The sequence below is a fragment of the Thiothrix winogradskyi genome (assembly GCF_021650935.1).
Lineage (GTDB): Bacteria > Pseudomonadota > Gammaproteobacteria > Thiotrichales > Thiotrichaceae > Thiothrix > Thiothrix winogradskyi.
In genome coordinates, this window is the sequence record NZ_CP091244.1 from 354,168 (window position 1) to 378,175 (window position 24,008).

The 24,008-nt window shown below is 51.0% G+C and carries 33 protein-coding genes; 20 read left to right on the forward strand and 13 right to left on the reverse strand.

Annotated features, from left to right (window positions below; all coding sequences use genetic code 11):
• Position 1: 1 nt before the first annotated feature.
• The 4 genes from L2Y54_RS02005 to queG form a co-directional block, all read right to left on the reverse strand.
• Positions 2-466 (reverse strand): methyltransferase family protein, encoded by a 465-nt coding sequence (locus L2Y54_RS02005; protein WP_236499539.1) that lies wholly within the window; start codon positions 464-466, stop codon positions 2-4.
• The gene (gene pdxH / locus L2Y54_RS02010) at positions 463-1,098 is read right to left on the reverse strand and encodes a pyridoxamine 5'-phosphate oxidase (RefSeq protein ID WP_236499540.1); all 636 of its coding nucleotides are present in this window, start codon (positions 1,096-1,098) and stop codon (positions 463-465) included. The genes L2Y54_RS02005 and pdxH overlap by 4 nt, the downstream gene beginning before the upstream one ends.
• 191 nt (positions 1,099-1,289) lie before the next feature.
• A complete protein-coding gene (locus tag L2Y54_RS02015) occupies positions 1,290-1,586 on the reverse strand; it encodes a hypothetical protein (RefSeq protein ID WP_236499541.1) in 297 nt (98 codons plus the stop codon).
• A 108-nt stretch (positions 1,587-1,694) separates the two neighbouring features.
• Entirely contained in the window at positions 1,695-2,744 is a 1,050-nt protein-coding gene (gene queG / locus L2Y54_RS02020) for a tRNA epoxyqueuosine(34) reductase QueG (RefSeq protein WP_236499542.1), read from the reverse strand.
• An 88-nt stretch (positions 2,745-2,832) separates the two neighbouring features.
• Between queG and hisA the strand changes: the two genes are divergently transcribed.
• Genes hisA through purU form a run of 14 tightly spaced genes read left to right on the forward strand, consistent with a single transcriptional unit; the run spans position 2,833 to position 13,077 of the window.
• Positions 2,833-3,573, forward strand: coding sequence for a 1-(5-phosphoribosyl)-5-[(5-phosphoribosylamino)methylideneamino]imidazole-4-carboxamide isomerase (hisA, locus tag L2Y54_RS02025; RefSeq protein WP_236499543.1), 741 nt, complete (start codon positions 2,833-2,835; stop codon positions 3,571-3,573).
• Complete coding sequence (locus L2Y54_RS02030; RefSeq protein WP_236499544.1) at positions 3,573-4,445, forward strand: hypothetical protein; 873 nt, start codon at positions 3,573-3,575, stop codon at positions 4,443-4,445. The genes hisA and L2Y54_RS02030 overlap by 1 nt, the downstream gene beginning before the upstream one ends.
• A 1-nt stretch (position 4,446) precedes the next feature.
• Entirely contained in the window at positions 4,447-5,676 is a 1,230-nt protein-coding gene (locus L2Y54_RS02035) for a site-specific DNA-methyltransferase (RefSeq protein WP_236499545.1), read from the forward strand.
• Entirely contained in the window at positions 5,676-6,449 is a 774-nt protein-coding gene (gene hisF, locus L2Y54_RS02040; RefSeq protein WP_236499547.1) for an imidazole glycerol phosphate synthase subunit HisF, read from the forward strand. Before L2Y54_RS02035 ends, hisF begins: the two co-directional genes overlap by 1 nt.
• Before the next feature lie 15 nt (positions 6,450-6,464).
• Entirely contained in the window at positions 6,465-6,986 is a 522-nt protein-coding gene (locus tag L2Y54_RS02045) for a hypothetical protein (RefSeq protein WP_236499548.1), read from the forward strand.
• Positions 6,987-7,004: 18 nt separating this feature from the next.
• Complete coding sequence (locus tag L2Y54_RS02050; protein WP_236501981.1) at positions 7,005-7,325, forward strand: phosphoribosyl-ATP diphosphatase; 321 nt, start codon at positions 7,005-7,007, stop codon at positions 7,323-7,325.
• Positions 7,326-7,348: 23 nt separating this feature from the next.
• Positions 7,349-7,591, forward strand: a complete 243-nt coding sequence (tatA, locus tag L2Y54_RS02055) for a twin-arginine translocase TatA/TatE family subunit (protein WP_236499549.1) — start codon at positions 7,349-7,351, stop codon at positions 7,589-7,591.
• Positions 7,592-7,614: 23 nt separating this feature from the next.
• A complete protein-coding gene (gene tatB, locus L2Y54_RS02060) occupies positions 7,615-7,914 on the forward strand; it encodes a Sec-independent protein translocase protein TatB (protein ID WP_236499550.1) in 300 nt (99 codons plus the stop codon).
• Complete coding sequence (tatC, locus tag L2Y54_RS02065) at positions 7,898-8,935, forward strand: twin-arginine translocase subunit TatC (RefSeq protein WP_236499551.1); 1,038 nt, start codon at positions 7,898-7,900, stop codon at positions 8,933-8,935. Before tatB ends, tatC begins: the two co-directional genes overlap by 17 nt.
• Positions 8,932-10,506: a 2,3-bisphosphoglycerate-independent phosphoglycerate mutase gene (gene gpmI / locus L2Y54_RS02070; RefSeq protein WP_236499552.1), complete on the forward strand. Its 1,575-nt coding sequence runs from the start codon at positions 8,932-8,934 to the stop codon at positions 10,504-10,506. Before tatC ends, gpmI begins: the two co-directional genes overlap by 4 nt.
• Positions 10,506-10,706, forward strand: coding sequence for a sulfur carrier protein ThiS (gene thiS / locus L2Y54_RS02075; RefSeq protein ID WP_236501982.1), 201 nt, complete (start codon positions 10,506-10,508; stop codon positions 10,704-10,706). Before gpmI ends, thiS begins: the two co-directional genes overlap by 1 nt.
• A gap of 15 nt (positions 10,707-10,721) precedes the next feature.
• Positions 10,722-11,504 (forward strand): thiazole synthase, encoded by a 783-nt coding sequence (locus L2Y54_RS02080; protein ID WP_236499553.1) that lies wholly within the window; start codon positions 10,722-10,724, stop codon positions 11,502-11,504.
• Between the two features lie 14 nt (positions 11,505-11,518).
• A complete protein-coding gene (gene trmB, locus L2Y54_RS02085) occupies positions 11,519-12,217 on the forward strand; it encodes a tRNA (guanosine(46)-N7)-methyltransferase TrmB (protein ID WP_236499554.1) in 699 nt (232 codons plus the stop codon).
• The gene (gene purU / locus L2Y54_RS02090) at positions 12,214-13,077 is read left to right on the forward strand and encodes a formyltetrahydrofolate deformylase (RefSeq protein ID WP_236499555.1); all 864 of its coding nucleotides are present in this window, start codon (positions 12,214-12,216) and stop codon (positions 13,075-13,077) included. The genes trmB and purU overlap by 4 nt, the downstream gene beginning before the upstream one ends.
• Before the next feature lie 67 nt (positions 13,078-13,144).
• Here the strand turns inward: purU and L2Y54_RS02095 are convergent, their stop codons facing one another.
• From L2Y54_RS02095 to L2Y54_RS02105, 3 genes are all read right to left on the reverse strand, one after another.
• The gene (locus L2Y54_RS02095) at positions 13,145-13,777 is read right to left on the reverse strand and encodes a cytochrome c family protein (RefSeq protein ID WP_236499556.1); all 633 of its coding nucleotides are present in this window, start codon (positions 13,775-13,777) and stop codon (positions 13,145-13,147) included.
• A gap of 51 nt (positions 13,778-13,828) precedes the next feature.
• Entirely contained in the window at positions 13,829-14,074 is a 246-nt protein-coding gene (locus tag L2Y54_RS02100) for a hypothetical protein (RefSeq protein ID WP_236499557.1), read from the reverse strand.
• Positions 14,075-14,881: 807 nt separating this feature from the next.
• On the reverse strand, positions 14,882-15,658 hold the full coding sequence (locus L2Y54_RS02105; protein WP_236499558.1) for a hypothetical protein: 777 nt from the start codon (positions 15,656-15,658) through the stop codon (positions 14,882-14,884).
• 67 nt (positions 15,659-15,725) lie between these two features.
• Here L2Y54_RS02105 and L2Y54_RS02110 point away from each other — a divergent pair, with 67 nt between their 5' ends.
• Positions 15,726-16,220, forward strand: a complete 495-nt coding sequence (locus tag L2Y54_RS02110; protein ID WP_236499559.1) for a DUF695 domain-containing protein — start codon at positions 15,726-15,728, stop codon at positions 16,218-16,220.
• Entirely contained in the window at positions 16,217-16,771 is a 555-nt protein-coding gene (locus tag L2Y54_RS02115) for a protein N-terminal glutamine amidohydrolase (protein WP_236499560.1), read from the forward strand. Before L2Y54_RS02110 ends, L2Y54_RS02115 begins: the two co-directional genes overlap by 4 nt.
• On the opposite strand, the gene L2Y54_RS02120 is transcribed toward L2Y54_RS02115, so the two are convergent.
• The 4 genes from L2Y54_RS02120 to L2Y54_RS02135 form a co-directional block, all read right to left on the reverse strand.
• On the reverse strand, positions 16,711-17,853 hold the full coding sequence (locus L2Y54_RS02120; RefSeq protein ID WP_236499561.1) for a Fic family protein: 1,143 nt from the start codon (positions 17,851-17,853) through the stop codon (positions 16,711-16,713). The genes L2Y54_RS02115 and L2Y54_RS02120 overlap by 61 nt on opposite strands.
• An 86-nt stretch (positions 17,854-17,939) precedes the next feature.
• Positions 17,940-19,175, reverse strand: a complete 1,236-nt coding sequence (locus L2Y54_RS02125; protein WP_236499562.1) for a type II toxin-antitoxin system HipA family toxin — start codon at positions 19,173-19,175, stop codon at positions 17,940-17,942.
• Entirely contained in the window at positions 19,172-19,462 is a 291-nt protein-coding gene (locus L2Y54_RS02130) for a helix-turn-helix domain-containing protein (RefSeq protein ID WP_236499563.1), read from the reverse strand. Before L2Y54_RS02130 ends, L2Y54_RS02125 begins: the two co-directional genes overlap by 4 nt.
• 134 nt (positions 19,463-19,596) lie before the next feature.
• Positions 19,597-19,845 (reverse strand): hypothetical protein, encoded by a 249-nt coding sequence (locus tag L2Y54_RS02135; RefSeq protein ID WP_236499564.1) that lies wholly within the window; start codon positions 19,843-19,845, stop codon positions 19,597-19,599.
• A gap of 143 nt (positions 19,846-19,988) precedes the next feature.
• On the opposite strand from L2Y54_RS02135, the gene L2Y54_RS02140 reads away from it, so the two are divergent.
• From L2Y54_RS02140 to L2Y54_RS02155, 4 genes are all read left to right on the forward strand, one after another.
• Positions 19,989-20,327: a flavodoxin family protein gene (locus tag L2Y54_RS02140; protein WP_236499565.1), complete on the forward strand. Its 339-nt coding sequence runs from the start codon at positions 19,989-19,991 to the stop codon at positions 20,325-20,327.
• Positions 20,328-20,384: 57 nt separating this feature from the next.
• Entirely contained in the window at positions 20,385-20,588 is a 204-nt protein-coding gene (locus L2Y54_RS02145; RefSeq protein WP_236499566.1) for a hypothetical protein, read from the forward strand.
• Between the two features lie 95 nt (positions 20,589-20,683).
• Positions 20,684-21,079 carry a lactoylglutathione lyase gene (gene gloA / locus L2Y54_RS02150; RefSeq protein ID WP_093070070.1) on the forward strand — a complete coding sequence of 132 codons (396 nt, stop codon included), beginning with the start codon at positions 20,684-20,686 and terminating at the stop codon, positions 21,077-21,079.
• A gap of 205 nt (positions 21,080-21,284) precedes the next feature.
• A complete protein-coding gene (locus L2Y54_RS02155; protein ID WP_236499567.1) occupies positions 21,285-22,028 on the forward strand; it encodes a DUF5131 family protein in 744 nt (247 codons plus the stop codon).
• Here L2Y54_RS02155 and tcmP read toward each other — a convergent pair.
• Positions 22,012-22,878 carry a three-Cys-motif partner protein TcmP gene (gene tcmP / locus L2Y54_RS02160; protein ID WP_236499568.1) on the reverse strand — a complete coding sequence of 289 codons (867 nt, stop codon included), beginning with the start codon at positions 22,876-22,878 and terminating at the stop codon, positions 22,012-22,014. The genes L2Y54_RS02155 and tcmP overlap by 17 nt on opposite strands.
• A 259-nt stretch (positions 22,879-23,137) precedes the next feature.
• Positions 23,138-23,998, reverse strand: coding sequence for a DMT family transporter (locus L2Y54_RS02165; RefSeq protein ID WP_236499569.1), 861 nt, complete (start codon positions 23,996-23,998; stop codon positions 23,138-23,140).
• Positions 23,999-24,008 lie beyond the last annotated feature (10 nt).

The window sequence follows — 24,008 nt, forward strand, 5'->3', positions numbered from 1 at the left end:
CTTACCACAACCAACGGCGCACTTGCGCTTTATAGTCACGATACGCGCCGCCAAAGGTTTGTTCCAGAATTTTTTCCTCAGGAATAATTTGCTCCACCGTCAATACCCACACGAATAGCGGCAACAGCAAAAACGGCGCAAGACTGCCCAACCAAATACCCCAGCCGGTTAAAATCACCAACATACCCACGTACATCGGGTTACGGGTGTAACGGTAAGGTCCGGTAGTGACCAAGGCTTGGGTACGTTCGGGGTGAATGGGGTTAAACGTGGTATGTGCACGAAAAAACAAACCCAACGACCAAAAGTCCACCAACAATGCCACCGCAATCAGTAACAAACCCACCTGATTCCAAGGCGCAGCAAGCAGATGCACCAGCGGCAACCACGCATTGACGAGCCACATCAAGCCCGCAAACGCCAACAAGTAAACCGGCGGGGGGATTTTCAGTTGCAGGAAATTCATGGTGCTAACCTCGCAATTTCCCAGCCATCCGCCTGACGTCGGTATTCAAAACGATCATGCAAACGGCTAGGGCGACCTTGCCAGAATTCAATGGTATCCGGCACGATGCGGTAGCCACCCCAAAAATCCGGCAGCGGAATATCGCCTGCACTGAATTTACGCTTCATTTCATCCAGCTTGATTTCTAGCAAAGTGCGCGAGGTAATCACCGAACTTTGCGCGGAAACCCATGCACCCAACTGGCTACCACGCGGGCGCGTCACGAAATAACGCAAAGATTCTAAGGTAGGGATTTTTTCGGCACGTCCGGTAATTTCCACCTGACGCTCCAACTCTTTCCAGAACAGCAATAACGCCACTTGCGGATTTTCCGTGATTTGTTGGGCTTTTTGGCTGTGGTAATTGGTGAAAAATACAAAGCCATTGGCATCGAAAGATTTCAGCAATACCGTGCGCAGCGTGGGTTTTCCCGTCGCGGATGCGGTCGCAATCTGCATAGCGGTGGGTTCGATCACTTCGCCGTCTATCGCCTGCTTGAGCCACAGACTGAACTGTTGGTAAGGATCGGGGTCTAGTGTTTGACGGCTTAAGCCTGCTTTGGTGTATTCGTGACGTAATGATGAAATATCCATGCTCTCACTCCCAATAATTATTGTGTGGCTGGCGCGGATTCTACCTGAATTGACACCCAACATAAAAAAGCCAGACCCTAAAATAGTGGGTCTGGCCAAAAAGACACAAAGGAAGGGCTAAGACCTTTGCGTCAAAGTGGAGTCCGCGTTGGACTCCAGGGGCTAACAAATAGGGTTTATAGCATACAATATTATTGGAGTGAGTAATATTGCGAGATAAATTTTGTTTCTTGCTCCAAAATAGGGCGCGAAACATGCAACAGAGACGCCGAGATGGTATCTAATGGGTTACTTAATGCCGGACGATACGGCATGACAGCACTCATAAACGGGCTAGCAGGGGCAGCGGCTGGTACTGGCATTCCGTAAGCACCATAGGCACGTTGTTCCCACATACTGTATAAATTATTCTCTTTTACGGTCGTGCAGCCGGGCAATACAGCCGCTGCTAACAGCGTCCACAACACACTGGCTATTCTTGTTTTCATCGCGTTGTTTTAGGGTTTGGGTTTGTGATGTGGCTATCATGCCCAAAATCAGCAGGCGTGTATATTTCTTATTGATGAATGGATTAAATTTATAGATGATTGGCAAGACTAAGCGCTAAGCCACTGTTTTTGTTGATCAATCGCCCACTGAATATGCTCTTTAACCAACACACTGTCTAATGCCTCATATTTGTGCCGCAACAGGTTCAGTGCACTCAAACTCGGCGGCGCATTCCCCAGTGCCACCGCAATATTGCGTAACCAACGCTCGTAACCAATCCTGCGAATCGGCGAACCCTCCAACCTGCGCATAAACTCGGTTTCGCTCCATTGGAACAACTCACTCAAACGTGCGCTATCCAGACCATTACGCACGGCAAAATCCGCTTCTGGCGACGTTTGCGCGAACCGATTCCAAGGGCAAATAAGCTGACAATCATCACAGCCATAAATACGGTTGCCCATGAGCGGGCGCAATGCCGAAGGAATACTGCCTTGGTATTCAATCGTGAGGTAGGAAATGCAACGTCGCGCATCCAACACATAGGGCGCGAGAATCGCTTGCGTGGGGCAAACGTCAATACACGCCGTGCATTGCCCGCAATGTTCAGTGACGCTGCCCGTCTCTTCCAAGGGTAAATCGGTGTAAATCTCACCCAGAAAAAACCACGAACCCGCGTCACGACTAAGAATATTGGTGTGTTTGCCCATCCACCCCAGCCCTGCTTTCACGGCAATGGGCTTTTCCAATACCGGAGCGCTATCGGTGAACACACGGTAGCCAAATGCACCAATCTCAGCCTGTAAGCGCTGTGCAAACTTTTCCAGCCGCTGCCTGATCACCTTGTGGTAATCACGCCCCAGTGCATAGCGCGAAATGTACGCACGTTCGGGGTGATTCAATACCATCACCGCATCGGTGCTATCCGGCGGCAAATAGTCCATGCGCACGCTGATCACGCTTAATGTGCCGGAAACCAGTTCGTCAGGGCGGCTGCGCTTCGTGCCGTGGTGCGCCATCCACGCCATGTCGCCCTGATAGCCTTGCGCCAGCCAATCCAGCAAGCGTTGCTCGGCAAGCGACAAGTCGATATTGCTGACACCGACGGCATTGAAGCCGAGTGCTTCTCCGATGGCTTGAAGCTGCGCAATCTGCATGTAGCTGCGTCCTGTTCTCGTGGTTCAAGGTTGTGACTTGCACACCCATTTTGCGGTAGCATACAGCAACCCAACCAAGGATGTGACTATGCTACTGATTCCCGCAATTGATTTGAAAGACGGCCAATGCGTGCGCCTGCGCCAAGGCCGTATGGATGACACCACTGTGTTTGCCAGCAACCCCGTCGATGTTGCCCAACGTTGGGTGGATGCGGGCGCACGCCGTCTGCATTTGGTCGATTTAAACGGTGCATTTGCAGGCAAGCCGGTGAATGGCGACGTGGTGCGTGCAGTCGCAGCACGTTTCCCGAATGTGCCGGTGCAAATCGGCGGCGGCATTCGCGATGCAGCCACCGTAGCGGCGTATCTGGAAGCGGGCGTGCAATATTGCATTATCGGCACAAAAGCGGTGCAAGAACCGCAATTTGTTATCGACCTGTGCCAGCAATTTCCCGGTCACATTATCGTCGGGATTGATGCCAAAAACGGCATGGTCGCCACCGATGGCTGGGCAGAAGTGTCTTCCGTTTCCGCGATTGAGCTTGCCAAGCAATTTGAGCAAGCCGGTGTCAGCGCGATTGTTTACACCGACATTGCCCGCGATGGCATGATGAAAGGCGTGAACGTGGAAGAAACCGCGAAACTTGCCGCCAGTATTAATATTCCCGTCGTCGCCTCCGGCGGCGTGACCAATATGGACGACATTAAAGCCCTGTGCGCGGTGGAAGACCAAGGCATTATGGGTGCAATCCTCGGTCGGTCGATCTACGAAGGCACGATTGATCTGGCAGCAGCGCAACAATACGTCGATTCCAACGGAAACATCTGATGTCGCAAGAACGGGGATTCAGTGACTACCAAAATGAAGCGGCGACGTGGATTACGCTGGCAACGGGCGACTACTATCCAAACATTTTGAATGATGCTTGCCGCTTGTATGAACCTGTGCTGGTTGAATTTGGTCAATTATTGCAACGCGCCCATTCTTCAGAATTTCTGTTTAAATCCATTGCCGCAACGCCTAATCAATGGATGCGTATTCAACTTTGCCGTGTTTTCAAAAAATATGTCAGCCCACAAACCCCTGTTGAAATGCTCAAGGTTAAAAACAAAGCCACTCACATCTGTGAACAGTTTGGATCAGGCTTTCGCCACATTGCCGAAGTCCAGCAACATTTTAATCAACGCCCTATGCCTGATGAAACGTTATGTGCCTTGCTATGGGAATACAAAGACCGAGGCAAAAAAGGTTACGACCTCACTGAGCGGGCATTCGATTTACTGCGTAGCCAACACCCCGATTGCACCTTGATTGGCCCGGAACGTGCTGGCAAAGACGTGTTGCTAGGCAGCATTTTTGATGATTATCCCAAACCGGATCGCCCGGTGGATTTTATCATTAGTGAAGGGCAGCGCATTCTCGCGATTGGTTTGGCACGTTATGATTCTGATCGAGGGGGCGCACAAGAAGACGACCGCACCGGGCAGTACCGTGAAGTGGCACAAGAAATTATCAGCTACGCTGATGCTCATGGTATGTCACATATCAAAATCGTGTACGTCAACGATGGCCCCGGATTAGTGCTAGGCTCCATGTGGCGCGACTACGCTTATCTGGAAACCCGTTGGACGGGGCGGGTAAAAGTAGTCACTTTACGCATGATCCCTGAACGTATCACCGCTGCATGGTTGAGGAGCTGAGATGGCTGTTGGTATTCCGAAACGCTTGTACCCACTGCAACCACGCCAAACGGGTGAAAACTTACCCGGTGGCTTTCGCCTCGAATACGCTGGAAAAAAACATCCCGTTGAGATTCTTGCGACACCCGCAGGCCATTATCAAACCAGCCGTGAGTATTGCAGGGGGAATAATCGCCTATTCCATGCTGACAATTTAGGGGCATTGGCAGCATTGGCTCATGACCCCGCACTGGCGGGAAAAATCCGTTTAGTGTATATCGACCCACCCTTTGCCACGGATTCGGCATTTGAATCACGCCAACAACAACACGCTTACGATGACCATCTAACAGGCACTACTTTTGTGGAAGCATTGCGTGAACGCCTGATTCTCATTCATCGCTTATTGGCAGATGATGGCTCATTGTACTTACATTTGGACAGTCGTATGGTCTTCCATATGCGCTTGATTCTGGATGAAATATTTGGCGAACAACAGTTCCGCAACTGCATTACCCGCAAAAAATGTAACCCTAAAAACTACACACGCAAAACCTACGGCACAACCGCCGATTACATTCTGTTCTATACCAAAACCGACCAGTATGTATGGAATCGTGCCTTAGAACCGTGGGATGAAGCCCGCATTCTCAAAGAATACCCGTGTAGCGATGAACAGGGACGGCGTTATAAAAAAGTCCCTGTTCACGCACCCGGTGTGCGCAACGGTGAAACCGGCAAATTATGGCGCGGCATGTTGCCGCCGCCCGGCAAGCACTGGCAATACACGCCCGATAAACTGGATGAAATGGATGCACGCGGTGAAATTTACTGGTCGCCAACAGGCAACCCACGCCGTAAAGTTTACTTAGAAAACAGTGCCGGTATCCCCGTGCAAGACATCTGGCTGGACATGAAAGATGCCCACAATCAGAATATCCAGATTACCGGTTATCCAACCGAAAAAAACCTTGCTATGCTGGAGCGGATTATTGAAGCATCCTCTAACCCCGGTGACTGGGTGCTCGATTGTTATGCCGGTTCTGGTACAACACTCGCTGCCGCTGCCAGCCTGAACCGGCAATGGATTGGCATTGACCGTAGCGATGAAGCCATCAAAACCATCTTGCACCGCTTCGAGAATGGCACAAAACGCATGGGAGACTTTGTGAATACACCAGCCAAAACCAATACATTGCCGCTATTCAATGCCAGCAATACCGACTTTACGCTTTTTGTGGAAAAGAAATAATGGGACTCGCCAAACGCATCATTCCCTGCCTTGACGTGAACAACGGTCGTGTCGTCAAAGGCGTAAACTTCGTCGACATCCGTGATGCGGGCGACCCGGTGGAAATCGCCGCGCGTTACAACCGCGAAGGTGCGGACGAAATCACCTTCCTCGATATTACCGCCAGCTCCGACAACCGCGACACCATCGTCCACATGGTGGAAGCCGTTGCCTCGCAAGTTTTCATTCCGCTCACCGTCGGCGGCGGTATCCGCAAACCCGAAGACGTGCGCCGCATGTTGAATGCCGGTGCGGATAAAGTCGGGATTAACACCGCTGCGATTACCAACCCCGATTTGGTACGCGAATGCACCGATTATTTCGGCTCGCAATGCATCGTGGTGGCAATTGATGCCAAGCGCGTCAATGAACCGGGCGAACCGGATCGCTGGGAAGTCTTCACCCACGGCGGGCGCAACCGTACCGGCATTGATGCAGTTGCATGGGCAGAAAAAATGGCGCAATACGGCGCGGGTGAATTGCTGGTCACAAGCATGGATCGCGATGGCACGAAAGTCGGCTTCGACCTCGGCTTAACCCGTGCAATTACTGACCGCGTAGGCATTCCGCTGATCGCTTCCGGCGGCGTGGGTAATTTGCAGCATTTAGCCGATGGCGTACTCAAAGGCGGGGCAGATGCGGTACTTGCCGCGAGTATTTTCCACTTTGGCGAATACACCGTGGGCGATGCTAAACGCTACATGGCAGCCCAAGGCATTGAGATGAGGCTGTAGGAGAGTTTTACGATTATGGCAGCACCCGCACAAATCCAAATTCGCTATATTCAGGAAGAAGACCGTATCCTGATGCGCATCAATACCCTGGCTAACGAAGAATTTCGTTTCTGGCTAACCCGGCGATTTCTGGTGCGCCTGTGGCCGGTTTTACAGGAATCGCTGATGTCATCGCCTGCGGTCAAACAGCACAGCGATTACAGTTCCCGCCAAGCCATCGTCGCGTTTGAACACGAACGGGCGCAAAGCAAAGCCGCGTTTAATAACCCATTCCGCGAAGTCGACAACCTGCCACTGGGCAAAGACCCGTTGCTGGTGGTGAAGGCAGGTTTTCGCCATAAAGAAAGCGGCGCGTTGCAAATTGCTTTCAAAGACAACCACGATAAAGGTGTCGACCTCAACTTAAGCAATGAGATATTGCACCTGCTGTGCAAATTATTGGACGATGCTGCGCAACAATCCGACTGGAAAATGACGGCTTTGTTACCAAACATTACCGAAACACAATCACCAGTCGCCGCGCACCAATTGAATTAGGTATACTCCAGCCCCATGATGAATGATAACGTACTTGCACAACTTGCCGAGGTGCTGGAAAGCCGCAAACAAGCGGAGCCAGACAGTTCTTATGTTGCCAAACTCTACGCCAAGGGGCTGGATGCGATCCTCAAAAAGATCGGCGAAGAAGCCACCGAAACCGTCATGGCAGCAAAAGACGGTGAGAAAGATAAAATTGTGTATGAAATCGCGGATTTATGGTTTCATACCTTGGTATTACTGGCGCAGCAGAATCTGCACCCCGATGCAGTGCTGGCAGAATTAGCCCGGCGCTCCGGCGTTTCTGGTCTGGTCGAAAAAGCCAGCCGCACACATTAACTTTACTTTTAAGGAGAAACGAAATGGGTTTAGGTGGCATCAGCCCTTGGTCATTGTTACTGATTTTGGTCATTATTCTGTTGTTGTTTGGGACTAAGCGCCTGCGCAACATGGGAAGCGACCTCGGTGAAACTTTCAAAAACTTCAAACAGTCCATGAAAAGTGGAGAAGAAGAAACCTCAGAACAAGTCTCGCAACAACCACCGCAAAATGTTCCTGGTGGGCGCGTGATCGACGCGGAAGCCAAAGAAAAAGACAAGGTTTAAGCACCTAACAGGTAACGCAAGCCATGTTTGAATCCAGTTTCCTCGAAATGCTGGTAGTGGGTGTCATTGCCCTGCTAGTGATTGGCCCTGAGCGCCTACCCGGACTTGCCCGTAAAGCCGGACGCTTGCTGGGCAAAGCGCGTGCCTTCATTGCTACCACGCGCACTGATATTGAGCGTGAATTACGCACTGAAGAAATGCGTGGAATGCTCAGCCGTCAGGAAGAGGAAATCCGCGAATTGCGTAACTTGATGCAACAAAATACGCAAGACGTTCGCCACAGTATCGAAGACGCCACCAAGACCCATGACGAAAAAAGCTAATACGTCCGCGCCGGAAGGTGAGGAACTCGGTTTCTTGCAACACCTCGTGGAGTTGCGTGACCGCTTATTGCGCATGGTGCTGGCGATTGGCATTGTGTTTTTGATCTTGATGCCATTCGCACAGGATTTGTATAACCTGCTCTCTGACCCACTGGTGCGACATTTACCAGAAGGGCAAAAATTGATTGCCGTTGGCGTCGCCTCCCCTTTCTTTATCCCCTATAAACTCGCTTTGATGGTCGCGTTCGTGTTGGCGTTGCCATACGTGCTGTATCAAGTTTGGGGATTTATTGCCCCCGGTTTATACCAGCACGAAAAGAAAATTGTCACACCGCTACTGCTTTCCAGCGTAGCACTGTTTTATGTCGGCATGGCATTTGCGTATTTCTTAGTGCTGCCGATGATGTTTAGTATCTTGCCGGGCTTCGCCCCCTCCAATGTGGATGTGACCCCGGATATTGCCGAATACCTCGATTTCGTCATGATGATGTTCATGGCATTTGGCATTGGCTTTGAAATGCCAGTAGCGACTATCTTATTAATCACCACCGGCATTGCCAATCGTGAAACCCTTGAACAATCACGTCCTTACGTCATTGTTGGCGCATTCATTGTTGGTATGTTGCTGACGCCTCCCGATGTATTATCGCAAGTCATGTTAGCTATTCCCATGTGGTTTCTGTTTGAAGTGGGTTTGCTTGCCAGCCGTCTATTTGACCAACACGTAGAAAAAACGAGTGCGGAAAGAGAAGCCCGCGAAAAACTCGAATACCAGCGTGAAATCAAACCTCCGGCTGCACCAGCCACAACAGCCGCAGCAACTGGCGCAGCAGTAGCGACAACTGCTTGGGAAAATGACCAGTACATTTTCGAGGAAACCGTGCCAGTACAATCCACTGACGATGAAACCTTCCGCCCCCTAACTGATGAAGAAATGGAAGCGGAACTGGAACGCATGGATGAAGAATTCAAACGCATGGAAGACAACTTCCGTAAGCAAGAAGATGAGAAGAAGCCATGAAACCAAGACACCCGAATGTGCCGCGTCGTAAAACCATCCTGATCATTCTGGATGGCGTTGGCGTCAACCCTAGCAAACGCTTTAATGCGGTACACGAAGCCGACACGCCCAATTTTGACCGCTATTTCGGCAGCTACCCGCATACCACCCTGCAAGCCTCCGGGCGAGCGGTCGGGCTACCGGATGGGCAAATGGGTAACTCTGAAGTCGGGCACATGACCATTGGCTGTGGCACGGTGTTGCGTCAAGATTTAGTGCGCATTGAGGACGCGATTGAGGATGGCAGTTTCTACAAAAACCATTCCCTATTGAATGCGTTAAGTAGTGCCAAAGCCGACAAACGCCCGCTGCATTTACTCGGTTTGGTGTCAGATGGCGGCGTACACAGCCACATGACGCACATTATCGCGTTGCTGAAAGCCTGCATGGAACACAATGTCAAACCGGTGTTGCATGTGATTACCGACGGGCGTGACACCGCACCGAAAATCGCCAAGCAATTTATCCAGCAAATTCAACGGGTGATGGAAATGACAGGCGGTGAAATTGCCACTGTCACCGGGCGTTTTTACGCGATGGATCGGGATAACCGTTGGGAACGCACTAAACTGGCGTGGGATGCGATGGTACGCGGCATCGGCACACCCGCCAGCAGTGCCTTGCAAGCGGTCGATGATGCGTATGCCGCTGGCGAAACCGACGAATTCATCAAACCGCGCATTATGCCGGGTGCTGAGTTAATCCAAAGCAATGACACCGTGCTGTTTTTCAACTTCCGCAATGACCGCCCCCGCCAAACCGCAAAAGCCTTGGCTGACCCGGACTTTACCGATTTCGACCGGGGTGATTTTGAGCCGGTTTCGCTCACCACCATGACGGAATACGACAAACGCCTGCTTGCCCCGGTGATTTTTTCGCCCGAACGCCCGGCGACCAATTTGGCGCAAACCATCAGCTTGGCGGGCTTGAAACAACTGCATTGCGCGGAAACCGAAAAATATGCGCACGTCACGTTCTTTTTTAACGGCGGGCGCGAACGCACTTACGCGGGCGAAGAACGTATCGTCATCCCCTCGCCCAAGGTGGAAACTTACGACGATCAACCCGAAATGAGCGCGAAAGAAGTCGCTGACACTATTATTAGTGCACTTGAGCAGGATAAATATTGCTTCATCGTAGTGAATTTCGCCAACGGTGACATGGTGGGTCACACCGCTGTCCCCGGTGCGGTGATTAAAGCAGTGGAAGCGCTGGATCGTGAAGTCGGACGCTTATTAGACAGCGCGGTCGCTCACCATTATTCGGTCATTTTGACGGCTGATCATGGCAATTGTGACGAATACGTTGACCCACTGACTGGCGAACCGAATACCCAGCACACCGTTTACCCCGTACCCTGCCTGATTATGGATAAATCCAACTGGCGGTTGTCGACCGAAGGCGGCTTAAGCAACCTTGCACCGACGGTATTGCAATTAATGGGCCTGCCAAAACCTGACGGGATGAAAGGCAAATCGTTATTGCTAGAAGAATTCCCCAAAGGTCAAAGCATTGAGGGAGCCTATAAGTGATGGAAATACTCGTGAATGGCACGCCGCACACGATCGCAGCAGACACCACAGCGGCACAATTGCTGGTGATTTTAGACCTACAAGGCAAACGCCTCGCGCTGGAAATCAATCAAACGCTCGTGCCACGCAGTCAATTTGACACCTTCGTACTGCAACCTCATGATACGGTTGAAATCGTCCACGCTATCGGTGGCGGCTAAAACAAGGAATTTACAATGCAACACGATACCCTCACCATTGCAGGCAAGGCATATTCATCCCGCCTGTTGGTTGGCACTGGCAAATACAAAGACTTAGCAGAAACCCAAGCCGCCACCGAAGCCAGCGGTGCGCAGATTATTACCGTCGCGATTCGCCGCACCAACATCGGTCAGAACAAAGACGAACCCAATTTGTTGGATGTGATTTCCTTGGATAAATACACCCTGCTGCCGAATACCGCAGGCTGTTACAACGTGGATGATGCCGTGCGCACTTGCCGCCTAGCGCGTGAATTGCTGGATGGTCACAAGCTGGTCAAACTCGAAGTGCTGGGCGATGCCAAAACCCTCTACCCTGACACGATTCAAACCCTGAAAGCTGCTGAAATTCTGGTAAAAGATGGCTTTGATGTCATGGTGTACACCAGCGATGACCCACTGATTGCGCGTCAATTGGAAGAAATCGGCTGTGTTGCCGTGATGCCGCTGGCGGCTCCAATTGGCTCAGGCTTGGGCATTCGCAACCCTTACAACATTCTCGAAATCATTGAAAACGCTAAGGTTCCAATCATTGTGGATGCGGGCGTAGGCACGGCTTCAGATGCCGCGATTGCGATGGAAATGGGCTGTGACGGCGTGTTAATGAATACCGCGATTGCGGGCGCGAAAAACCCCGTGCTAATGGCCTCCGCGATGAAAAAAGCGATTGAAGCAGGGCGTGAAGCCTTCCTTGCGGGGCGGATGCCACGTAAACGTTACGCCTCTGCCTCCTCACCGCTGGACGGCACGTTCTTCTAAACACTGGCAGAGTCATGGATACAACAGCAGCACCGCATCGCGCCATTAAAAGTTTCGTCTTGCGGCAAGGTCGCGTCACCAAAGCGCAGGAAGAAGCATTAACCAATCTGTGGCCTGTTTTCGGCATCGAACCCAGTGGTACACCGCTCGACTTCCCCACCCTATTCGGGCGCGTTGCCCCGGTAACGCTGGAAATCGGCTTTGGCAATGGTGATTCCCTCGCGCAAATGGCAGCCGCCGCGCCGGAACGTGATTTCATCGGCATTGAAGTGCATACCCCCGGTGTGGGGCATTTGCTCAAACTGATCGGTGATCAGGGTTTGCAGAATGTGCGGGTGATGAATACCGATGCGGTCGAAATCCTGCAACAACGCATCCCCATCCATTCGCTGGATCGAGTGCAATTGTTTTTTCCTGACCCTTGGCACAAGAAAAAGCACCACAAACGCCGTATCGTGCAATTACCGTTTGTAAGCCTGTTAGCCTCGCGCTTGCAAACCGGTGGGGTGTTCCACATGGCCACTGATTGGGAAAATTACGCCGAATATATGGCTGACGTTATGCAAACCAGCCCAGACTTCGTTAATCTTGCATCCCAACCACCCTATTCACCGCGCCCAGACACACGCCCACTGACCAAATTTGAAAACCGTGGGTTAAAACTGGGGCATGGCGTTTGGGATTTGCTTTACCAAAAAATTAACAAGTTATGACAACCGAAGCCAATTACATTCTCACCGTCACCTGCCCCGCCAAAACCGGGATCGTCGCTGCTGTCACCGGCTTTTTAGCAGAATCCCAATGCTACATTACCGAAATGGCGCAATACGATGATGAGATGACCCAGAAATTTTTCTGCCGGATTATGTTCCGCCGCGATAGCCAGTTATCGCCCGCGATTGACACACTCCGCCAGCAATTTGCGGTGATTGCCGAAAATTTCGAGATGCAATGGGGTATCACCAATGCCACCCGCGCCACCCGCGTGGTGCTAATGGTTTCCAAAGCGGATCACTGTTTGGTGGATTTGCTGTATCGCAAGAATAAAGGCGATTTGAATATGAACGTCGTCTGCGTGGTTTCCAATCACATGGAGTTGCGCTCTTTGGTGGAACGTGAAGGCATCCGCTTTGTATGCCTGCCCGTCGACAAAACCAATAAAGCCGAACAAGAAGCGCGAATGTTGGAAATTGTCGCCGACACCCAAGCCGAATTGGTAGTGCTGGCGCGTTACATGCAAATCCTTTCGGACGACACTTGCCGGAAATTAGCGGGCATGTGCATCAATATTCACCATTCATTCCTGCCCGGATTCAAAGGCGCACGCCCTTACCACCAAGCCTACGACCGTGGGGTAAAACTGATTGGGGCTACCGCGCATTACGTTACCTCCGATTTGGATGAAGGCCCGATCATTGAGCAATCGGTAGAGCGCGTTGACCACACTTATCAACCCGAAGCCCTCGCTGCTTTAGGACGCGACCTCGAAAACAGTGCCCTCGCCAAAGCCGTGCGGTTACACATTGAGCGGCGCGTGTTTATGGATGGCAACAAAACCGTGGTGTTCAAATAACCAACACATTGACTTTACTCAAACATTAGCAAATGCTAATGCCCGCAACAGCGGATGCAGCGACCTATCAAGCCTCCATCATGGCTTTCGGTGTTAGTGCGGAACATATGCCTTGCTTATCGTCTTTCAGCGGGTGAGTGGTGTAGTTTTTCCACACTTCCACGCCCTTAGCATCGTGCGCCGTGAGTTGCAGATACACATTGCGGAACGGTGCGCCCGTCGGGAAATTGTGTGGTAACTGGTTTTTCAAGTCGATTTTGGCTTTGAGTTTAGCGTCGGCTTTATCGACTTTGAGAGTCATGACCACACCACGTTTGACCGTAGCAGCGTCATGCCCACCCATCATGTTATGGCTTATCCGCCCATTCACCACTGGCATGTGGCAAGCTTGGCACGTTACTGATGAATTACTGGCTTCTTCATGCCCTTCAACCCCCGGCGTAGTGGTGTAATGCTTACCAGAGGGCGCTTGCAAACTCGTTTTGGAAATGTCGTAAGCCGCTGTGCCTAAACGCAATTTACCCTCTTCCCCCTCAATGCCTTTGAAGCCTTGAATGGTGTGGCAAGCGATACAGTTCACGCCTTCATTGAAAGAAGGCTGGGCATCCAATTTGGTTTTTTTCTGAATCGCCGCATTAGGTGCATGGCACTGTAAACAAGCGGGGCAAAGTGTAACATACCTTACACAAACATAGTGCATTAAATGATCATGAAACAATCAATTCACTGCATTGCCAATCCAGCAAAGCAACTAAGAATCGGTGGGGGTAATACACTTCACGTTCAAGTGACTGGGTGGTGGGCGGCGAAAAACCGTTTTCAGGGAGAATATTGCCTTGTGCTTGACACAATGCCCGAATATTTGCACACACGTCTGGCTTTTCCAGCGCACCGTGTCGCCACTTAACACAAGGTCGTCACGTGACGGTAAATGCTTCACCAACAGGTCAGCGATTTCCTGGGACATTTGCAGCAATTGCTCATCATTCAACGTCATTCATTTCCTGCCCACATTCACGCTTTCCGAAAAATTACGGCTAACCCCTTGTCCAAAAACGATTCTCGCAGTTATAGCAGCGGTAATAAGTCTTACCCCCGGCAAACAAACGCCGCCACCAACTAACCCGAACACGCCGTGCTGCTGATAAACAACGCGAGCAAGTAGAAACATTTGTGATCGCCATCGAATAAACGACTTCCTAACCCATTAGCCCACATCTAAAAGAAACAACCAAGGCACCGCCTTGGTCGCCAAAGGACAAATTCAAGAAGGGACAAGATTTGTCCTACAAGAGCCATTACGATGAATAGCAGGGCAGATACTACCTGAAAATTAAGCAGTTGTAGAACACTTTAGTTACAGTTAGATGAGATTCTAATGGGCAATGCAAGCGAAAAGCGGGTCTCCATCCTTGGAAACCCGCCAATGAACGATGATCGTGACAGAGACAACGCAATAGTAACCACTATCACATGCCTATCCATCTTCTCCAGACCAGCGGCTTCGAGCGGTGCTTGCCAAATTATCCTCTCGGCAAGCCTTCATTAGGTGATACGGGGGCAATAGTGGTCGAAAGTGTTCACCTTTTATTAACCGAAACAGCATCTATCGCGGGTGGGCTAATCCGCATCCATTTATTTTTATCATTTTGCTGTTCTTGCTCTTGAAACTGAATGTAACCTGAATAAGTTGTTATGGAAAGATGAATTTACTTGGTGGCGATAAGCTCAATAGATAACTAACATTCACCACCTAGTCGACTGAAACATTGCGTTTTCAAACCTAAAATTTTCTCTTGCAATGCTATTTGCCGGAACCGGTAAACTTACGCAGTCTGGCTTTGCCGTCGTGCATCTCGGTTTCAAATTCTTCGGTTTCAATCTCAATCCCATCCGTTTTTGCACTGATGATCAGCTTTTTTCCAAGGTAAAGCGATGAGTGCCCCAGCCCGCCCTCGGTAGGGAAAGCCATAATATCACCCACTTCCGGTTGCGCTGCGGCATCAGAGCGTGCACGCGGCACTCTGGCATTGGTGAAGCTTCTGAGATTACGGTCTGACTTTGCCAGTTCATTGGCCTGCGGTGCCCATAAATAACAAGTATTGCCATGACATTCATGCGCTGCCGGATAGCCATTACCTTTGATTTTTGTCCCGCCCAAATTCTTGGCTATGCTTAAGCCAACACCAGCGCCGACGGCATAGGCATCCGCAACCAGTTTATTGCACTTCCAATCGTATGCGTTGTAGGTACTCACGCGGACTTTGGTGGGGTCGAAGGTGTCTGCTTCCAACTCATCTTTGTTCAGGATAGTGCCAAGGCTTTTTATATCAAACGCATACGTGACGCGGTAATCCTCGTTAATGTACATGCGAAACACCCATGTCAACGCTTTCAGGCGCGGCAACAAATCTGCCGCATGACGTTGCATGAGGTCACGGTATTGATTCATCGCTGGGGTGAGACGTTGTTCTATATTGGTTCCAAAGGGGTAGTTGTCGGGGTCGCCCTGTGTCAGTTCCTGACTACGTTTAGCGAACTTTTCAAGAACTTGTTGAATGAGTGCATCTATTTCCATCATCAGCCTCCTTTACCACCGTTAGCAGCGACCAAAGTGGTGCGCTTGTTTGCGAGTTTAGCTTAATATCATGCCTTTACCGCAAGCCCAAGTGAAGATTATGACAGACAATGCCAGCAACCCCGCCGAACCCGTGTGGACAGTTGTCCAGCAAGCCGCCGCCGATGACGGTTTGCACCTGTTACGGATGCTGGATGTGGGGGAGAATTTCCCGTTTCGGCATTACCCGGAACGCTTCAGCGTTTTGTGGGAGTTTACCGAACTCGACGCGGAAGGTTTGCCCAGCGCGGCGGAACTCACCCGCATGAAGGATTTTGAAAACGCCTTGTGTGCGGTGATGCAAACCGACCATGCCGCGTTATTGGTGATGGTATTCACCGAGCCTGCCCACCGCGAATTTATCTGGTTGGCACGCAATAAATCAGCCTTCCCGAACCGGCTCAATACGGCGGAAAGTTTGGGTGCGAAACTCCCCATCACCCTTGACCATGAAACCGATGCGCAAGGCGAGTTTTACCTCTCGTATGCGACAAAAGTGCTGGAACGCTTGAAACAAACGCCATGAAACTGCCCGAACGGGAACGCTACCGCTACCAGTCTCGCTACTGCGAAGAAAACATCTGGCATCTGTGTCAGCAGCCAGAATTCCAGCACAGTGACGTAATGGTAATCGCGTCAAAAGGCAGGTTTTTCCCCATTCTCTGTCAGCGCGAGGCGAGTGTGCCGACTGAACCGCTGCTGTGGGATTACCACGTTGTGTTGCTGTGGCACGCCGCGCTGGGTGTGCGTTACATCCTCGATTTCGATACCACCTTACCGTTTTGCACGCCGGTCGCGGATTATTTTCACCAAGCGTTTGTGGATGAATCCGTGTTAAAACCGAGGTTTGTACCGCTGTTTCGGGTCATGCCTAGCGCGGAATATGCCGAAAAGCTGTTGAGCGACCGGCGGCACATGCGCGATGCCAACGGTTGGCTGGCAGAGCCACCGCCTTGGTCGCCGACCAGCGTTACCGACAGTAATTTGCACAAATTTACCGATATGCATGACACCGACTATGGGCAAATTTTGACGGCAGCGCAGGTGTTGATGCACACGGGCAAATTGATGCAATAACGCGCATAGCGCAGTTCCCCGGTTTTGTGCAGCACGCCTAATTCCACCAGTTCTTGCAAGTCGCGGGTAGCGGTTGCGCGTGAAGCATTGGTCAGGCTGAGGTAATTCTTGGCGCTCATGCCGCCGTTGAACCCGCCGATGCCTTCGGCAAATAGCCGTGCCACGACCTTTTCCTGACGTGGATTCAGTTTGCCGCGTACTTGGTCATACAAACGGGTTTTGCCGATCAGGAATTCGACTTGCTGGCGCGAATGGCGCACTGCCGCCAGCACGGTTTCGGCGAAATACGCCAGCCAACGTTGAATGTCATTATCTTTGTTCGCCCATTCCAGTTCGGTGTAATAGGCTTTTTTGTGCTGTTCGATGGTGTGGGCAAGCGCAATCAGCGTGGGTTGCCCCAAGCCTTGCGCGAGGGCTTTTTCTGCCAAGGCGCGGGCAATACGCCCATTGCCGTCTTCAAACGGGTGGATACTGACGAAATACAGGTGGGCAATGCCTGCGCGGATCAGGGGCGGCAATGCGTCCGGTGCGTTGGTTTCGGTACGGTTGAACCAGTCCACAAAGGCAGCCATTTCTGCTTCCATCTGTGCGGAAGGCGGGGCTTCAAAATGCACCTTGGGATCATCCAGCCGCCCAGAAACGACCTGCATGGCTTCAGAATGCGTGCGGTACGCGCCAATCATTTGCAAATCCCGCCGCCCGTTCAACAACATCGAATGCCAATCGAACAGGGTTTGATGACTGAGCGGTTGCTGAAAGTGAGTGTATAAATTCACCATCATTTCCGCGATGCCGTATTCCGCAGGTGTCACTTGCCGCCGATCCGTTTGCAAGCCGAATTGCCGCCGAATCGACGACTGCACACTGTCACGGTTGAGGTATTCGCCTTCAATCGCCGAGGTTTGCATGGCTTCGTTGCTGACCATTTCCACTTTTAGTTGGGTGCGGTCATCTTCCGTCAGGTGCGTGAATGCGCCCAGCAGCAAGCCGGATTCGTGCGCAAAAGCGGTTTCCAAGGGCATCAGCTTCAGTGGGTCGAAGCTGAAATTAGGCCAGTCGGGTTGTTGCCAGTTCCATGTCATGAGTCATTCGCCGTTATTCTATAACTCATTTATAGCTTATTTTGTGAGGTATAGAAATAGCGTAATCATCTATTTGACGTTCGTCATTATCCCAACCGCTCATCAATCTCCGCCAGCGCATCCCCAATCTTTTGACTTTCTGCGCCTAACACGCCTTCCGTCGCCGCAATCACCTGCCATTGCCGGGTAGCTGAGCGCACTTGTTCCAGCACTTCCCGCCAGCGTTTGATCCCGCAACTTTCCGCAACACGTTGAATATCTTTCAGGCGTGGATTGCCGCTGCCTGCAATGTCGGTGGTATGTTGGTTGTTGATGCCGCTGCTGAAGGTCAGGTCGAATGCCGGTGACAATTCCCAACCGGGGGCATGGCGGATGAAAGCAAAGTTTTTGGCATGATCATCCTTGTTGTGGGTGAGGACGTTGAACAGCATCAGGCGAAAAGCTTTTTCGGCTTCCGCCACACTGCGGGTAATGTTGTGGGTGGCATTGATGACGGTTTCGTAGCCAATACAAGGCAGCCGATGGCTAGCGTAAATATAGCCCGACAAACTGAGGACGTGATGCCGCGTATTGCCGTCGCGGTCAAAACGGCGCACCGCAAAAAACTCATCCGCAAGCGCATCCTGACCGACCCGTAGTAAACGGCATTCCGGCATTGCCAGCCCTGCCTGTTGTGCCATTTTCGCGTAAGCCAGTTCGATGCGCCCCATATCGGGAGAATCTTCCCGCGCCCGAAACTTCACCATCCAGTGTGCATAACCCTGCGGCACAGCGCGGAAACCGGACAGGCATTCATCCGCCAGATCGGACAAGGCGACGGTCACTTTCGGGCGTGCGCCACCGGGAGAACCACCCTGCACCTGCAATTGCTGCAACACTTGCGGCGTTTCGCCTTGCAACAACTGTTCGGCAGAGTGTGCCAGTTGTGCAATATCCACCGTTTCCGTCAGGGCTTCGGTGGGAATTTCCGGCTCGTATTCCAGTGTGCCCATTGCGCGTGAACCGATGTAGGCCAGCCGATCCAGCGGAGTGATTTCATGCGCTTGCCAGCCCGTTTGCTGACGGAATGCCCGATCCATTAGCAACAAACCCCAGCCATCCGGCAAGGAGTCGTAAAAAACCCCGTGCAAGCCGCCAAATTCCTGTGGCTCTGGGGAAAGCTGCGATTCTGCCTGAAACGGCAGCGTGCCGGGTGACAGATCAAACCCCGTCTTCAGCCAAGCGCGGTCATACTGGAAATAAATCCGCCCCCGCGCATCCGTTCCCAACTCACCCACAGTCGTACCGGCGATATGTACCCGCAAACGTGAAATGTGTTTCATAAACTCCCCCGTTGGCGCGTGGTGGTTTGCAGATCAGCAATGGTTTGCGGCGGCTTTTCCGCAAACAGGCGGTTGAAATTATCCATGCAATTCAGGGCGAACGCGAGTTTCAGCAGGTTGTGAAAACCGATTTGCCCGGTAGTTTCAAAGCGTTTGATGCTGGCTTCGGCAACGCCGGATTTTTCTGCCAAGGTGCGCCGCGTGAAGTTGGCTGCCAACCGTTGCGCTTTGGCTTGGGCGGCAATGGTTTTCAGCAGTGCATCAGGCGTTTGGAAAGTAATAGGCAATATATTATCCTTAAAAAGGCTAAATTGTATCTAAGAGCCATTATACTATCTTTTATCTACAATACTGAAAGCTGAATTTTCGGATTGCCGTCGCCGTTATCCGCCAAATCATGACGCGGGTTGGGGCATTGTGGTTATTTTTTGTTTTGGCAAAACTTATCGAACGCTTCTGGCGTCAACTCAAACTGATGTTTCTTCGCCAATTCCCAAGGTCGTTCACATTGGTTAGTCGCCTGACACCACGAATATCCGGCGGAACCAATGCACCCATGGGCATCCCGGTCTCCGCCCACTACTGGTGCAACGGGATTGGGTTTGGTTTCGTTACAGGCACATAAGGCAGACGCTAACACGGTTGCGGATACAAGTTTGATAGCATTCATCACAATTTTCTCCTGAAAACGTTTTGGTGGTTAACAGCTTATCACGATCATTCGCATCGAGATAACCTCGTGCTTGCCTTTTGTCAACCCACCGTCATCGGTACTGGTCTACACTGGCAGCATCAACACAGGAGGGATGTGCCATGCCCCGACAAATCCTCATCATCAACGGTTCCTACCGCCCCAATGGAGTGACCGACCAGACGCTCGCACTGATGGCGGACACCCTGCACGCCCACGACGCCCACTGCGAAACCATCACCTTGCGTGATTACCCGCTTGAGTTCTGCCTGAACTGCCGCGAATGTACCCAACAGCCGGGAACAGCACCGGGCAAGTGCATCCAGCATGACGGGATGCAGGCGCTGGTGGACAAGATCGAAGCTGCCGATGCCTACATCCTCGCTTCCCCGACCAATTTCGGTGGTGTGACCGCACTGTTCAAGCGTTTCGTGGAACGGCTGGTGATGTATGCCTACTGACCTTGGGGTGCGCCCGCGCCCAAAAACCGCAAAGCCGAGTTACCTAGGAAAAAGGCAGTGCTGGTGGCATCCTCTGCCGCGCCCGGTTTGCTGGGCCGTTGGGTGTTCGGCACGTTGCCGCAACTGAAACAGACCGCACAAGTCATTGGCGCTGCCCCCGTCGGCAAGCTGTTTACCGGGCTGGTCAGCCAAGAACCACACCTCAAGCTGCCGGAATCGGTGCAACGCAAAGCTAGAGCGTTGGCGCTGAAATTGCTGTGAGTTTGCCTGCTCAAACCCCGACACAGGCACAGTAGATTTGCTGCCATGACCCAATCGGGGCAGAATGGGCGAATCGTATTTTCAGGAGTTTCACCATGCGAATCCTTCACACCATGCTGCGCGTCGGCGATCTGGAACGCTCGATTGCGTTTTACACCAATGTCCTCGGTATGCAACTGCTGCGCCGCAAGGATTACCCGGCGGGCGAATTCACCCTTGCCTTCATCGGTTATGGCGACGAAACCGACCAGACCGTACTGGAACTGACCTACAACTGGGGCGTAGACCAGTACGAATTGGGGACGGCGTTCGGGCATATCGCGCTGGAAGTGCCGGATGTGTACGCCGCTTGTGAGAAAATGCGGGCAGCGGGCGGCAAAATCATCCGCGAAGCCGGGCCGATGAATGCGGGCACGACCATCATCGCCTTCCTCGAAGACCCGGATGGTTATCAGATTGAGCTGATTGGTGAGAAACACCAGCGGGGTTGATGTTACCTGTCTGAGCTGACGGTTGACCAAGACTACCAACGGCAGGGCATCGGCAAGCAACTCTGATAGAGTTATCGGCATGATGATGAAGAATCAGAAAATGCTTTTGTTCGTTCTTTGTTCGGTTTATTATGGCAAGTATTGCAATGAATGTTTGTGAACAAACAACAGGATATTGAGACAGCCCAAACACGGAGGGCATGGTATGAGTACGCAAAGCAAAATTGAGTGGACAGAACAAACATGGAATCCGGCAACTGGCTGTACAAAAATATCGCCGGGATGTAAGCATTGTTACGCAGAAACAATGGCAAGACGTTTACAAGCCATGGGAACACCGGGCTACGATAACGGCTTCAAGCTATCGCTGATGACTGAGCGTTTGTCACAACCGCTGACCCGCAAGAAGCCGACTATGTATTTCGTCAATTCCATGTCAGATTTATTCCATGAAGACATTCCTGATCAGTACCTTGAACAGGTATTTGATGTAATACGACAAACGCCTCACCATACCTATCAAATTCTAACCAAGCGAGCTACACGGATGCGTGAATTCTGCATGAGTCTGCATGTGCCGGAGAATGTTTGGCTAGGTGTAACTGTTGAGGATCGTGAATATGGTGTTCCGCGTATTGATGAGCTACGCCATATCCCAGCTAAAATACGCTTTTTATCGGTTGAACCGCTGCTGGAGCATTTGGGTGTAATTGATCTGTCGAATATTCATTGGGTCATTGTTGGGGGTGAAAGTGGTCCTAAAGCAAGACCAATGAAACCAGAATGGGTATCCAGTATTCGTAGACAATGTGAAGATGCAGACTCCAGTTTCTTCTTTAAGCAATGGGGAACTTGGGGAGCAGATGGCGTAAAACGTAATAAGCATCTTAATGGGCGAACTCTGGATGGTGCTATATGGGATAGCTATCCTGTTACTGCTGAGATTTAAGGATATGATTAGCAACCTTCAAAGCCAATCCTATTGCTTTTGGATCTGGATTTGATATGCAGAAAAATAGGGAAAACTGTTGAGGTTTTCTATCGTGTGGTAGAGGCAGCGGTTTTGAAACGCAAGGAAAGCAGTTTTCCAATCGCTGTTTTACCCACTTTTCCATATCTGCCATGCTGACACGGCTGACTTTTTCTGTTGATCCGAACAAATCCTGTGCTTGCTCCCTTTTGTAAAGTTCAGTTTTCCATGAATCCGTGCCCAGAATCTTATTGAGATTTTTTTCCTTGTAATCTTCAATTTTCTCAAACTCATGGTTGAGTTGTCGGTTCATTCCGCTGATAGGAAACAAAAACCAGACATCCAAAGAACGGGTAGACGCGATAGCTTCCAAGGTTTTCCATTCCACACTGTTACCATACGGATCAAGAAAAAGAACACCACGATATTTCTGTGATTGCCATGTTTTCTTGTTACTGCATATATTCTGAAGTACTTGATTGGCATCTGAATTTTCAATTTTTATATGTTGAGACGGATACTCTTTTTTTAATACCCCCAATGCATTGCAGCGTTCTTTGCTAGCCTCAATAAATAGATAGCGATCAAACTTCCGTTCAATATCTAATGCTATTCTCGCAGAACCATCGTATACCAGTTTTTGTTCATCTTCTCCCAGTAACGGAGCGTCAGGTATTTTTTCTGAGCGGTTTCCTGATCCTGCAAATGCATCGATATAGAGAAGTTCATAAGGTTTATTTTTCAATGCCTGAGTATAAAAATCGAGGTACTTTTTTAGTATCTCCAACTTGATTTCAGTCCATGCGCCGCCAAAGTAATGATCTGCCATTTGTTAATCCTTGATCTGATAATGACGATAATTGCGATTGACAATAATTTTTGCATCATAGCACATTGATAGTTTTAATCATCAATAATGAGGTACGCTGACAAGATTGTTTAGGGGCTTCCAGATTGGTTTACCAAATTCATACAGACCTTATGTGAATTGCTGTTTCAGCACACGCAACAACCACCCGGCAGAAAAGTATAAAACACAAGGTAGTTTTGGGCTGTATTTGGATAAAATACAAGGGTGTTTTTTGCTCTCAAGACACCCGCCTGTTATGCAACCACAACAGCAACCCAGCCCCCACAATCAGCCCCGTCCCCACAAAGAAATTCCACCCCAGCATATCCTGAAACAAAAACACACTGAACAAGGTCGCCGCCACCACCTGCGCATTCAGCCAAGGCGACAGCTCCGACGCGGTGATCAGCGTATACGCTTTAATCAGCAGGAAATGCCCAATCGCCCCGAACGCGCCCATGCTGATCAGCAGCAGCCATTGCAGCGCATCGGGCGTTTTCCACCACAGCGGCACGAGGAAACTCAGCACCACTGCCCCCACAATCGAGGTATAAAACAGCGAAGTGCGCGGATCATCCACCCCCGCCACTTTACGGGTCAACAGAAAATACAGCGCCAACAGCAGTGAGGCAAAAAATGCCAACAACAACGCCGGTTCAAAGGTTTGAAATCCGGGGCGAATAATCACCAGCACCCCGACAAACCCACCCGCAACCGCCAACAAATGACGCGGCAGAATCCGTTCCCCCAAGAATACACCCGCGAATAAGGTCACAAGTACCGGCGACAAATACATCAACGCCGTCGCTTCCGCCAGACTTACCGTCTTGATCGCCATGTACAGCAAAGTATTGATGCCAACCATACACAAGCCGCGCAACAACTGCGTTTTCGGCGCACGAGTCACAGCAAAATCCCGCACACCCTGCGCATAAAACAGCAACGACACAATAACGCTATGGAATAAGAACCGCGCCCACGTCACCTGAAAAGTCGAAAACTCGCGCATCAGGACTTTCCCCAGCGAATCCATGCCCGCCAGAATCACAGAAGCAATAATCGTAAGGACGATAGCGAGCAAGGCAGGGCGATTTTTCATTACAGTGAAA

Bases quoted from the DNA above. Each gene is read 5' to 3' on its own strand.
- thiS (WP_236501982.1), top strand. From the start codon at position 10,506: ATGGAAATACTCGTGAATGGCACGCCGCACACGATCGCAGCAGACACC.
- L2Y54_RS02015 (WP_236499541.1), bottom strand. From the start codon at position 1,586: ATGAAAACAAGAATAGCCAGTGTGTTGTGGACGCTGTTAGCAGCGGCT.
- L2Y54_RS02035 (WP_236499545.1), top strand. From the start codon at position 4,447: ATGGCTGTTGGTATTCCGAAACGCTTGTACCCACTGCAACCACGCCAA.
- trmB (WP_236499554.1), top strand. From the start codon at position 11,519: ATGGATACAACAGCAGCACCGCATCGCGCCATTAAAAGTTTCGTCTTG.
- tatB (WP_236499550.1), top strand. From the start codon at position 7,615: ATGTTTGAATCCAGTTTCCTCGAAATGCTGGTAGTGGGTGTCATTGCC.
- L2Y54_RS02100 (WP_236499557.1), bottom strand. From the start codon at position 14,074: ATGACGTTGAATGATGAGCAATTGCTGCAAATGTCCCAGGAAATCGCT.
- L2Y54_RS02140 (WP_236499565.1), top strand. From the start codon at position 19,989: ATGCCCCGACAAATCCTCATCATCAACGGTTCCTACCGCCCCAATGGA.
- hisA (WP_236499543.1), top strand. From the start codon at position 2,833: ATGCTACTGATTCCCGCAATTGATTTGAAAGACGGCCAATGCGTGCGC.
- L2Y54_RS02005 (WP_236499539.1), bottom strand. From the start codon at position 466: ATGAATTTCCTGCAACTGAAAATCCCCCCGCCGGTTTACTTGTTGGCG.
- L2Y54_RS02030 (WP_236499544.1), top strand. From the start codon at position 3,573: ATGTCGCAAGAACGGGGATTCAGTGACTACCAAAATGAAGCGGCGACG.
- L2Y54_RS02125 (WP_236499562.1), bottom strand. From the start codon at position 19,175: ATGAAACACATTTCACGTTTGCGGGTACATATCGCCGGTACGACTGTG.
- L2Y54_RS02115 (WP_236499560.1), top strand. From the start codon at position 16,217: ATGAAACTGCCCGAACGGGAACGCTACCGCTACCAGTCTCGCTACTGC.
- tatA (WP_236499549.1), top strand. From the start codon at position 7,349: ATGGGTTTAGGTGGCATCAGCCCTTGGTCATTGTTACTGATTTTGGTC.
- L2Y54_RS02045 (WP_236499548.1), top strand. From the start codon at position 6,465: ATGGCAGCACCCGCACAAATCCAAATTCGCTATATTCAGGAAGAAGAC.
- pdxH (WP_236499540.1), bottom strand. From the start codon at position 1,098: ATGGATATTTCATCATTACGTCACGAATACACCAAAGCAGGCTTAAGC.
- L2Y54_RS02155 (WP_236499567.1), top strand. From the start codon at position 21,285: ATGAGTACGCAAAGCAAAATTGAGTGGACAGAACAAACATGGAATCCG.
- tatC (WP_236499551.1), top strand. From the start codon at position 7,898: ATGACGAAAAAAGCTAATACGTCCGCGCCGGAAGGTGAGGAACTCGGT.
- L2Y54_RS02120 (WP_236499561.1), bottom strand. From the start codon at position 17,853: ATGACATGGAACTGGCAACAACCCGACTGGCCTAATTTCAGCTTCGAC.
- L2Y54_RS02080 (WP_236499553.1), top strand. From the start codon at position 10,722: ATGCAACACGATACCCTCACCATTGCAGGCAAGGCATATTCATCCCGC.
- L2Y54_RS02110 (WP_236499559.1), top strand. From the start codon at position 15,726: ATGCCTTTACCGCAAGCCCAAGTGAAGATTATGACAGACAATGCCAGC.
- queG (WP_236499542.1), bottom strand. From the start codon at position 2,744: ATGCAGATTGCGCAGCTTCAAGCCATCGGAGAAGCACTCGGCTTCAAT.
- tcmP (WP_236499568.1), bottom strand. From the start codon at position 22,878: ATGGCAGATCATTACTTTGGCGGCGCATGGACTGAAATCAAGTTGGAG.
- L2Y54_RS02050 (WP_236501981.1), top strand. From the start codon at position 7,005: ATGAATGATAACGTACTTGCACAACTTGCCGAGGTGCTGGAAAGCCGC.
- purU (WP_236499555.1), top strand. From the start codon at position 12,214: ATGACAACCGAAGCCAATTACATTCTCACCGTCACCTGCCCCGCCAAA.
- L2Y54_RS02165 (WP_236499569.1), bottom strand. From the start codon at position 23,998: ATGAAAAATCGCCCTGCCTTGCTCGCTATCGTCCTTACGATTATTGCT.
- gloA (WP_093070070.1), top strand. From the start codon at position 20,684: ATGCGAATCCTTCACACCATGCTGCGCGTCGGCGATCTGGAACGCTCG.
- hisF (WP_236499547.1), top strand. From the start codon at position 5,676: ATGGGACTCGCCAAACGCATCATTCCCTGCCTTGACGTGAACAACGGT.
- L2Y54_RS02135 (WP_236499564.1), bottom strand. From the start codon at position 19,845: ATGAATGCTATCAAACTTGTATCCGCAACCGTGTTAGCGTCTGCCTTA.
- L2Y54_RS02105 (WP_236499558.1), bottom strand. From the start codon at position 15,658: ATGATGGAAATAGATGCACTCATTCAACAAGTTCTTGAAAAGTTCGCT.
- L2Y54_RS02095 (WP_236499556.1), bottom strand. From the start codon at position 13,777: ATGCACTATGTTTGTGTAAGGTATGTTACACTTTGCCCCGCTTGTTTA.
- gpmI (WP_236499552.1), top strand. From the start codon at position 8,932: ATGAAACCAAGACACCCGAATGTGCCGCGTCGTAAAACCATCCTGATC.